Annotated in this window: 7 protein-coding genes; 6 read left to right on the top strand and 1 reads right to left on the bottom strand. The window is 74.8% G+C overall.

Annotated elements, in window-relative coordinates; genetic code table 11:
* Positions 1–124: 124 nt before the first annotated feature.
* The gene (locus ABEB16_RS15785; protein ID WP_345713180.1) at positions 125–1090 is read left to right on the top strand and encodes a COX15/CtaA family protein; all 966 of its coding nucleotides are present in this window, start codon (positions 125–127) and stop codon (positions 1088–1090) included.
* Positions 1091–1206: 116 nt separating this feature from the next.
* On the opposite strand, the gene ABEB16_RS15780 is transcribed toward ABEB16_RS15785, so the two are convergent.
* The gene (locus tag ABEB16_RS15780) at positions 1207–2214 is read right to left on the bottom strand and encodes a heme o synthase (RefSeq protein ID WP_425560218.1); all 1008 of its coding nucleotides are present in this window, start codon (positions 2212–2214) and stop codon (positions 1207–1209) included.
* 485 nt (positions 2215–2699) lie between these two features.
* On the opposite strand from ABEB16_RS15780, the gene tkt reads away from it, so the two are divergent.
* The 5 genes from tkt to opcA all read left to right on the top strand — a co-directional run.
* Positions 2700–4793 (top strand): transketolase, encoded by a 2094-nt coding sequence (gene tkt, locus ABEB16_RS15775; RefSeq protein WP_345713179.1) that lies wholly within the window; start codon positions 2700–2702, stop codon positions 4791–4793.
* 109 nt (positions 4794–4902) lie between these two features.
* On the top strand, positions 4903–6027 hold the full coding sequence (tal, locus tag ABEB16_RS15770; RefSeq protein WP_345713178.1) for a transaldolase: 1125 nt from the start codon (positions 4903–4905) through the stop codon (positions 6025–6027).
* Positions 6024–7709 carry a glucose-6-phosphate isomerase gene (locus tag ABEB16_RS15765; protein WP_345713177.1) on the top strand — a complete coding sequence of 562 codons (1686 nt, stop codon included), beginning with the start codon at positions 6024–6026 and terminating at the stop codon, positions 7707–7709. Before tal ends, ABEB16_RS15765 begins: the two co-directional genes overlap by 4 nt.
* On the top strand, positions 7706–9247 hold the full coding sequence (gene zwf / locus ABEB16_RS15760; RefSeq protein ID WP_345713176.1) for a glucose-6-phosphate dehydrogenase: 1542 nt from the start codon (positions 7706–7708) through the stop codon (positions 9245–9247). The genes ABEB16_RS15765 and zwf overlap by 4 nt, the downstream gene beginning before the upstream one ends.
* A 67-nt stretch (positions 9248–9314) precedes the next feature.
* The coding region (gene opcA / locus ABEB16_RS15755; protein ID WP_345713175.1) for a glucose-6-phosphate dehydrogenase assembly protein OpcA at positions 9315–10559 on the top strand (1245 nt) is incomplete at its 3' end.

The raw sequence follows: 10559 nt of genomic DNA, 5'->3' as shown, positions 1-10559 counted from the left end.
GCCCCCGGTGCGGGCCGGGTGCGCTGCGGGGCCGCTGCGGACCCGGCCGCCGGCGCGCACGGCTGTGGCGCAGCGCACCCCGTGCGGTGGCGGGCGCCACCGGCGGGCGACCTACCATCGACGGGTGAGCACGACGATCCGCGCCGGAACCCCTGCGAGCACCGGGGGTGCCGTCCGCGGCGGACCCGTCGGGGCCTGGACGTCGAGGCTGCTGGCCTTCAACGTCGTCGCCGAGAGCCTCATCGTCGTCACCGGCGGTGTGGTGCGCCTCACCGGCTCGGGGCTGGGCTGCCCGACCTGGCCGCAGTGCGTGCCGGGTTCCTACGTGCCGGTGGTGGAGCAGGAGGAGGGCTTCCACAAGTACATCGAGTTCGGCAACCGCACCCTCACCGGCTTCGTCGGCCTCGTGGCGCTGGCCGCGCTGGTGGCGGTGCTGCGCGCGCGGCGCCCGGACCTGCTGCGCTGGGTGGCGCCGCTGCTGCTCGGCATCCTCGCCCAGGCGCTCATCGGCGGCATCGTCGTGCACACCGATCTGGCGCCCGTGACGGTGGTGCTGCACTTCCTCGTCTCCGCCGTCCTGGTCGCCGTCTCCACCGCGCTGTGGATGCGCGCGCGCGAGGCCCCCGGCCCGCGCCGCAGCGCGGTGCGCGCCGAGGTGCGCCACCTGGCCCGGTTCACCGCGCTGGTGGCCGCCGTCGTCATCGTGCTGGGCACCCTGGTCACCGGCTCCGGGCCGCACTCCGGCGACGCCGACTCCCCCTCCCGCCTGCCGCTGGACCCGCGGACGGTGAGCTGGCTGCACGCCGACGTGGTGATGGCCTTCTGCGGCCTGGTGATCGGCTGCGTCGTGGCGCTGCGCCTGGCCGGCGCCGGCCGGGCGGCGCAGCGGCGCGGCGTGGAGCTGCTCGTCGTGACGCTGGCGCAGGGCACCATCGGCTACGTGCAGTACTTCACGGGGCTGCCGGAGGTGCTCGTCGCCGCGCACATGGCGGGCGCGTGCGTCCTCGTCGTGGCCGTGACGCGCCTGCTGCTGGCCCTGACCGAGCCGGTGGCCGCCGCGCCCCGGCCGCCCGCCGCGACCGTCTCCTGAGGGTCCCCGCGCCCCTGGCGCGAGAACCGCGCCCGCCCCCGGTACGCCGACAGGCCCGCCACCCGCTGTACGCGGGTGGCGGGCCTGTCGGCGTACCGGGGGCGGGGCGGGGGCCCTCAGAGGGGCAGGTGCACCAGCGGGTCGACGAGCACCGCCACCGACAGCAGCGTCAGGTACGAGATCGAGCCGTGGAAGACCCGCATCGGCAGCAACCCCTTCAGCTGCGCGCCCGTGACGTCCGCCGTGGCACCGGCGGTGCGCTCGAAGTGGTGCGCGCGCCGCAGCAGCGCGTGGGACTGCGCGAGGAACCCCGCCCCCAGCAGCGCGGCGGCCACCGCGTACACCCAGCCGGCACCGCCGACGGGCACCAGCAGCAGCGAGCAGGCCACCATCGCCCAGGCGTAGCCGACGACCTGGCGCGCCACCGACACCGGCCGTGCCACCACCGGCAGCATCGGCACCCCGGCGTTGGCGTAGTCGTCGCGGTAGCGCATCGACAGCGGCCAGTAGTGCGGCGGGGTCCACAGGAAGATGACCCCGAACAGCACGAACGGGGCCCAGGCCAGGCTGCCGGTCACCGCGGTCCAGCCGATGAGGACCTGCATGCAGCCGGCCACCCCGCCCCAGACGATGTTCTGCGACGTGCGCCGCTTGAGCAGCAGCGTGTACCCCACGACGTAGAGCAGGATCGCCGCCAGGGCCAGGGCCGCCGAGAGCACGTTGACGACGCCGGCGAACAGCGCGACGGAGGCCGCCCCCAGCGCCAGCGCGAAGACCAGGGCCTGGCGCGGGGTGAGCTCACCCGTCACCAGGGGCCGGCGCTCCGTGCGGTGCATCAGGCGGTCGATGTCGCGGTCGAAGTAGCAGTTGAGCGCGTTGGCGCTGCCCGCGGCGAGCGCACCGCCGAGGAAGGTCGCCAGCACCGTGCGCCACGGCGGCAACCCGCCGGCGGCGAAGAACATCACCGGCACGGTGGTGATGAGCAGCAGCTCGATGATGCGCGGCTTCGTGAGGGCGACGTAGGCCTTGGCCGTACGGACCCAGCGGAGCCGACGGAGGAACCCGCGGGCGCTGGTGGCGCGCAGGGCGGGGGCGTCGGAGGGACGCGGGTCGACGACGGTCACGGTGTCCTCGGGGCGCGGGGGCAGGCGGACGCCTCCGATCGTACGCCGCGACCCCGCGCCGGCGTTCGCCGGAGGCCGCCGGGCACCGCCGCGGCGCGGGTCGCACCGGCGCCGGCGCACAGCGGCCGGGGCCCGCCGTGAGCCCGGTGACACACCGGGAAACGGACGGGACACCACCGGGAAACACCGCGGCGGTACCCCTTCCCCGCGGCCCGCGGGGCCGCGGGGGCTGTTTTCCCGCCGCACCCGGGTGCCGGTAGGCTCGCAAGTGTAGTGATCTTCGCCACGGGCACAGGAGCAGCGGGCGGCGGCAACCGCGCGGTTGCGGCCGCCCGGCGGTGTGCCCGTTCGTGCGAGGCGCTCGTGCGAGGTGCTGGACGGCTGCGCCCGAGCGACCGGGCCCGGCAGACGACGACAGACTGACAGCGGGCCACCGGTCGCCGCGCAGCGCGCGCGGCCCCGCGGTCCGCACGAGGAGGAGACACGTGAGCGAGCAGACCCTCGAGTGGAGCGACCTGGACCGCCGTGCCACGGACACCGCGCGGGTCCTGGCGATGGACGCCGTGCAGCGGGCGGGCAACGGCCACCCCGGGACTGCCATGAGCCTCGCCCCCGTCGCGCAGCTGCTGTTCCAGCGCCTGCTGCGCCACGACCCGGCCGACCCGGACTGGGCCGGGCGCGACCGCTTCGTCCTCTCCTGCGGGCACTCCAGCCTCACCCTGTACGTCCAGCTGTACCTGAGCGGGTACGGCCTGGAGCTCGACGACCTCAAGGCGCTGCGCAAGCTGGGCTCCAAGACGCCCGGCCACCCCGAGCACGGCCACACCGCGGGTGTGGAGATGACGACCGGCCCGCTGGGGCAGGGCATCTCCTCCGCCGTCGGCATGGCGATGGCCGCCCGCCGCGAGCGCGGCCTGTTCGACCCCGGGGCCGCGCCGGGCACCAGCCCGTTCGACCACACCATCTGGGTGCTGGCCTCCGACGGCGACATCCAGGAGGGCGTGGCCGCGGAGGCCTCGGCCATCGCCGGCGTGCAGGAGCTGGGCAACCTCGTCGTCGTCTACGACGCCAACCACATCTCCATCGAGGACGACACCGCGATCTCCCTGGCCGAGGACACCGGCAAGCGGTACGAGGCCTACGGCTGGCACGTGCAGACCATCGACTGGACCAACGGCGGCGACGGCCCCTACACCGAGGACCTGCCGGGCCTGTTCGACGCCCTCAACGCCGCGAAGGCGGAGACGTCCAAGCCCTCGATCATCGTGCTGCGCACGATCATCGCCTACCCGGCCCCGAACCTGCAGAACACCGGCAAGTCGCACGGGTCGGCGCTGGGCGAGGCGGAGGTGAAGGCCACCAAGGAGGTCCTCGGCTTCGACCCCGAGCAGGCCTTCCAGGTCGACGCCGACGTGCTGGAGCACACCCGCGCGGTGCGCGAGCGCGGCCGGGCGCTGCGGCAGGAGTGGGACGCGTCCTTCGCCACCTGGCGCGAGGGTGCCGCCGAGCGCGCGGCGCTGTGGGACCGGATGCGCACCCGCACCCTGCCCGACGGCTGGGCGCAGGCGCTGCCCGTCTTCGAGGCCGGCACGTCCGTGGCCACCCGCAAGGCCTCCGGCGAGGTGCTCAACGCCCTCGGCCCGGTGCTGCCGGAGCTGTGGGGCGGCTCGGCGGACCTGGCCGAGTCCAACCTCACCACCATCAAGGGCGAGCCGTCGTTCCTGCCCGAGAGCCGCCAGACGAAGCAGTGGCCGGGCAACCCCTACGGGCGCACCCTGCACTTCGGCATCCGCGAGCACGCGATGGGCGCCATCCTCAACGGCATCGCGCTGCACGGGGGCACCCGCCCCTACGGCGGCACGTTCCTCGTCTTCAGCGACTACATGCGCCCCTCGGTGCGCCTGGCGGCGATCATGAAGCTGCCGGTGACGTACGTGTGGACGCACGACTCCATCGGCCTGGGCGAGGACGGCCCCACCCACCAGCCGATCGAGCACCTGGCCTCGCTGCGGGCCATCCCCGGCCTGGACGTGGTGCGCCCGGCCGACGCCAACGAGACCGCGTGGGCGTGGAAGACCATCCTGGAGAACACCGACCGCCCCGCCGGCCTGGCGCTGAGCCGGCAGAACCTGCCCACCATCGACCGCTCCGCCCCCGGCGTCGGGGCGGCCGAGGGCACCGCCAAGGGCGGCTACGTCCTCGCGGAGTCCTCCGCGGCCACCCCGCAGGTCATCCTCATCGGCACCGGCTCGGAGGTGCAGCAGGCGCTGCAGGCGCGGGAGCTGCTGGAGGGCGAGGGCATCCCCACCCGCGTGGTGTCCCTGCCCTGCCGGGAGTGGTTCCTCGAGCAGGACCAGGCCTACCGCGACACCGTCCTGCTGCCGCAGGTCAAGGCGCGCGTGTCGGTGGAGGCCGCCGTCGCGCAGGGCTGGCGCGAGCTGGTCGGCGAGCACGGGCGCATCGTGAGCCTGGAGCACTTCGGCGCCTCGGGCGACTACCAGGACATCTACCGCGAGTTCGGCATCACGGGCGAGGCCGTGGCGTCGGCGGCCAAGGAGAGCATCGCGAACCTGCCGTGATCGTCGGGGGCGGGACCGGTCCGGTCCCGCCCCCGCTCCGCAAGCGGCGCCGGCACGGCGCCTCGAGGGGCGCCGGCAGCGGCGCCGCAACGGACTGAGGAGAAGCACCATGAACAACGCACTCGCCCAGCTGGCCGAGCACGGGGTGTCCGTGTGGCTCGACGACCTGTCCCGCGAGCTGATCGCCTCCGGCGACCTGCAGCGCCTCGTCGACCGCGGTGTCGTCGGCATCACCACCAACCCGACCATCTTCGCCTCGGCGCTGTCCAAGGGCGACGCCTACGCCGAGCAGGTCAAGGAGCTCGCCGCGGCGGGCACCTCCCTCGACGACGCCGTCTTCGCCATCACCACCGAGGACGTCCGCCGCGCCTGCGACCTGCTGGCACCGGTCTACGAGCGCAGCCAGCACCTCGACGGCCGCGTCTCCCTGGAGGTCGACCCGCGCCTGGCGCGCGACACCGAGGGCACCATCGCCTCCGCCCGCGCCCTGTGGGCCGCGGTGGACCGCCCCAACCTCTACATCAAGATCCCCGCGACGGTGGAGGGCCTGCCGGCCATCACCACCGCGCTCTCCGAGGGCATCAGCGTCAACGTCACCCTCATCTTCTCCCTGGACCGCTACCGCGGGGTGATGAACGCCTTCCTCGCCGGCCTGGAGCAGGCCCGCGAGAAGGGCCTGGACCTCACCGACCTGGCGTCGGTGGCCTCCTTCTTCGTCTCCCGCGTCGACACCGAGATCGACAAGCGCCTGGACGCCGTCGGCTCCCCCGAGGCCACGGCGCTGCGCTCCAAGGCCGGCCTGGCCAACGCGCGGCTGGCCTACCAGGCCTACGAGGAGGTGTTCTCCACCCCGCGCTGGCAGGTGCTGGAGCAGGCCGGGGCCAAGCCGCAGCGGCCGCTGTGGGCCTCCACCGGCGTGAAGGACCCCAACCTGCCCGACACCCTGTACGTCACCGGGCTCGTCGCCCCGGGCACCGTGAACACCATGCCCGGCAAGACGCTGGAGGCCACCGCCGACCACGGCGAGGTCACCGGTGACACCGTGCGCGGCGGCTACGACGCCGCGCGGGAGGTGCTCGACGCGCTGGAGCGCCTCGGCGTCTCCTACGACGACGTCGTGACCTCCCTGGAGACCGAGGGCCTGGACAAGTTCGAGGCCAGCTGGGGCGAGCTGCTGCAGACCGTCACCAACGAGCTGGACAACGCCCGCGCCGTCCTGAAGGCCGGCGAGTGACCGCCCTGGAGGTCCGCGCGGCCGGCGAGGCCGCCGAGGCCGTCGCCGCCGCCGTCCCCGCCCTCGTCGCCGACGCCGTCGCCTCCCGCATCAGCGCGCAGGACGCCTCGCTGTGGGGGGAGGCCGCCCGCTCCGAGGCCGCCGTCCGGCTGTCGTGGGTGTCGCTGGCGACCTCCTCGCGCCCGCTGGTGGAGCGCATCGCCGAGCTGCGCGAGGACCTGCGCGCCGAGGGCGTCGACCACGTCGTGCTGTGCGGCATGGGCGGCTCCTCGCTGGCGCCGGAGGTCATCACCCGCACCGCCGGGGTGGAGCTCACCGTGCTGGACGGCACCGACCCCGGCCAGGTGCGCCGGGCGCTGACCGACCGGCTCGACCGCACCGTGGTCGTGGTCTCCTCCAAGTCCGGCAACACCGTGGAGACCGACTCCCAGCGGCGCGCGCTGGCCGACGCCTTCACCCGCGCCGGCATCGACGCCGCCCGCCGCATCGTCGTGGTCACCGACCCCGGCTCGGGGCTGCAGGCCACCGCCGAGGAGGCCGGCTACCGGGCCGTCTTCACCGCCGACCCGCACGTGGGCGGGCGCTACTCGGCGCTGACGGCGTTCGGGCTGGTGCCCTCGGGCCTGGCCGGGGTGGACCTGGGCGCGCTGCTCGACGAGGCGGAGGAGGCCGCGGAGATGCTCGCCGCCGACGACGAGGGCAACCCCGCCCTCGTGCTCGGCGCGGCCATCGCCGGCGGCGCCACCGGTCGCGGTGAGGGCCGCCAGGACCCGCCGGCCCGCGACAAGGTCGTCATCGTGGAGGACGGCACCCCGCTGGTCGGTTTCGGCGACTGGGCCGAGCAGCTGATCGCCGAGTCCACCGGCAAGGAGGGCACCGGCGTCCTGCCCGTGGTGGTCGCCGGCACGGGCGCCCCCGAGGTCGCCTCCCCCGGCGCCGACACCACCGTGGTGCGCCTCGTCCCCGACGACGCCCTGGGCACCGACACCGCCGCCACGACGGGCGCGGAGGTGCGCGTCAGCGGTGCGCTGGGTGCGCAGTTCCTGCTGTGGGAGTACGCCACCGCCGTGGCGGGCCGGCTGCTGGGCATCAACCCCTTCGACCAGCCGGACGTGGAGAGCGCGAAGAAGGCCACCCGCGCCCTCCTCGACGAGCGCGGCTCCGCGCAGGAGGCTGCGTTCACCGACGGGGCGGTGGAGGTGCGCGCCAGCACCGGGCTGCTGGAGGCCGGCGCGGACTCCGTCCCGGCCGCCCTGGACGCCCTGCTGGGGCACCTGGACGGCGAGCGCGGCTACGTCGCGGTCATGGCCTACCTCGACCGGGAGACCGACACCGAGCTGGCCCAGCTGCGCGAGGCGCTGGCCCAGCGCACCGGCCGGCCGGTGACGTTCGGGTGGGGGCCGCGGTTCCTGCACTCCACCGGGCAGTACCACAAGGGCGGCCCGGCCACCGGTGTCTACCTGCAAGTCACCGGCGCCCCCGTCGACGAGGTGCCCATCCCCGGCATCCCGTTCAGCTTCGGCGAGCTCATCGCCGCCCAGGCCGCCGGGGACGCCTCCGTGCTCGCCGAGCACGGCCGCCCGGTGCTGCGGCTGCACCTGGCCGACCGCCGCTCCGGCACCGCGCAGCTGCTGGCCGCGGTCCGCCAGGGCGCACCGACCGCTGGAGGGAGCGGCGCATGAGCACCCACCGCCTCGGCGCGCGGGAGAACCCGCTGCGCGACCCGCGCGACAAGCGGCTGCCGCGCATCGCCGGGCCCTGCGGCCTGGTGCTGTTCGGCGTCACCGGCGACCTGGCCCGCAAGAAGCTCATGCCGGCCATCTACGACCTGGCCAACCGCGGTCTGCTGCCGCCGGGGTTCGCCCTCACCGGCTTCGCGCGCCGCGACTGGGCCGACCAGGACTTCGGCAAGGTCGTCTACGAAGCCGTCCGCGCCCACGCCCGCACCCCGTTCCGGGAGTCGGTGTGGGCGCAGCTGGCCGAGGGGTTCCGGTTCGTGCCCGGTGACTTCGACGACGACGACGCCTTCGACAAGCTGGCGCAGACCGTCGCGGACCTGGACCGGGTGCGCGGCACCGGCGGCAACCACGCCTTCTACCTGTCCATCCCGCCGAAGTTCTTCCCCGTGGTGGCCAAGCAGCTGGCGCGCTCGGGGCTGTCGGCGCAGGACGGGGACTCCTGGCGCCGGGTGGTCATCGAGAAGCCGTTCGGCCACGACCTGGCCTCGGCGCGGGAGCTGAACTCCGTCGTGGAGCAGGTCTTCCCGCCGGACTCGGTGTTCCGCATCGACCACTACCTGGGCAAGGAGACCGTCCAGAACCTGCTGGCGCTGCGCTTCGCCAACCAGATGTTCGAGCCGCTGTGGAACGCCAACCACGTCGACCACGTGCAGATCACGATGGCCGAGGACATCGGCATCGGTGGCCGCGCCGGCTACTACGACGGCATCGGCGCCGCCCGCGACGTCATCCAGAACCACCTGCTGCAGCTCATGGCGCTGACGGCGATGGAGGAGCCGGTCTCCTTCGACGCCGCCGACCTGCGCGCGGAGAAGGCCAAGGTGCTCTCGGCGGTGCGCCTGCCGCAGGACCTGGCCCGCTCCACCGCCCGCGGGCAGTACGCCTCGGGCTGGCAGGGCTCGGAGAACGTCAAGGGCTACCTCGACGAGGACGGCATCCCCGCCAGCTCCATCACCGAGACGTTCGCCGCCATCGAGCTGGAGGTCGACACCCGCCGCTGGGCGGGGGTGCCGTTCTACCTGCGCGCCGGCAAGCGCCTGGGCCGGCGCGTCACCGAGATCGCGGTGGTGTTCAAGCGCGCCCCGCACCTGCCCTTCGAGCGCACCGCCACCGAGGAGCTGGGGCAGAACGCCCTGGTCATCCGGGTGCAGCCCGACGAGGGGGTGACGCTGCGCTTCGGCTCCAAGGTGCCGGGCACGGCGATGGAGGTGCGCGACGTCACGATGGACTTCGGCTACGGCCACGCCTTCACCGAGTCCAGCCCGGAGGCGTACGAGCGGCTCATCCTCGACGTGCTGCTCGGCGACCCGCCGCTGTTCCCCCGCCACGAGGAGGTGGAGCTGTCGTGGAAGATCCTCGACCCCATCACCGCGTTCTGGGCCCAGAACGGCGCACCGGAGCCGTACGCCTCGGGCACGTGGGGGCCGCCCTCGGCCGACGCGATGCTCGGGCGCACCGGCCGAGCCTGGCGGCGGCCGTGAGCCCCGCGCCGGCCCACCGGCACCCGCACGAGCCGCGACGCACCCCGACCCGCCCGGAGCCCCGCCGATGATCATCGATCTGCCCAGCACGTCGACGAGCGCGATCAACAAGGCCCTCGTGGAGATCCGCGACTCCGGCGGTGCCGTCGCCCTGGGCCGCGTCCTCACGCTGGTCGTCGTCACCGACGACGCCCACGCCGAGGAGGCCATCACCGCGGCCAACGAGGCCAGCCGCGAGCACCCCTGCCGGGTGGTCGTGCTGGCCCGCGGCAACAAGCGCGGTGCCGCGCGCCTGGACGCCCAGATCCGCGTGGGCGGGGACGCCGGTGCCAGCGAGGTGGTGGTGCTGCGCCTGTACGGCCCGCTGGTGGAGCACGGCCAGACGACCGTCATGTCGCTGCTGCTGCCCGACGCCCCGATCGTGGCCTGGTGGGTGGGCATCGCCCCGTCCGACGTGGCCAACGACCCCATCGGTCGCATCGCGCAGCGGCGCATCACCGACTCGGCGGAGACGTCCAACCCCGCCAAGGCGCTGGAGCAGCGCCGCGCCACCTACGCCGCCGGCGACACCGACTTCGCGTGGACCCGGCTGACGAACTGGCGGGCGCTGCTGGCCGCGGCGCTGGACCAGCCCCCGCACGAGAAGGTGCACGCGGCCACGGTCGCCGGTGCGCCCGACAGCCCCAGCACGGACCTGCTGGCGGCGTGGCTGGCGCAGCGGCTGCAGTGCCCGGTGACGCGGGTGCGCACCAAGCGCGGCGGCGGCGTGCAGAGCGTGCGGCTGGAGCGCAAGTCCGGGGCGGTGGAGCTGGTGCGCCCGGACCAGACGGTCGCGACCCTGAGCCAGCCCGGACAGCCGGAGCGGCGCATCGCGCTGGGCCGGCGTCCCGTCAAGGACTGCCTGACCGAGGAGCTGCGCCGCCTGGACCCCGACGAGGTGTACGGGGAGGTCCTGACCCAGGGGTTGCCGAAGGTGGAGGCCGGCAAGGCCATCTCCGTGACGCAGGCCCGCAGGGACGGCACGCTGCCCTCGGCCTCCAGCGCCGCGCAGGGACAGGCCGCCGCGGTGCGCAAGGCGGCGGCGTTGTCGCGGGCCATGAAGCGCGCCACCCCGGCCGAACCCACGCAGCGGGACACCGACCCCTCCTCGGCCGGTGACGCCGGCGGTGAGGAGGGCGCCGGTGCGGCGGCCGCACCCGGCGGCACCCCCGCCAGCGGGGAGCGGCCCAAGCGCGGCGCCGCTCGCGGTCCCGTCACCGCGAGCCCGACCACGCCGGCGGCCGAGCGCGCCCCGCGCAAGCGGGCCGCGAAG

The sequence above is a fragment of the Kineococcus glutinatus genome, assembly GCF_039542765.1.
Lineage (GTDB): Bacteria > Actinomycetota > Actinomycetes > Actinomycetales > Kineococcaceae > Kineococcus_A > Kineococcus_A glutinatus.
Note: the sequence above shows the minus strand (reverse complement) of the source record. Positions and strands in the feature narration are given on the sequence as shown.

What these genes read in the sequence shown, in the direction of transcription:
- tal (WP_345713178.1), top strand. Translation starts at nt 4,903, where the DNA reads ATGAACAACGCACTCGCCCAGCTGGCCGAGCACGGGGTGTCCGTGTGG.
- zwf (WP_345713176.1), top strand. Translation starts at nt 7,706, where the DNA reads ATGAGCACCCACCGCCTCGGCGCGCGGGAGAACCCGCTGCGCGACCCG.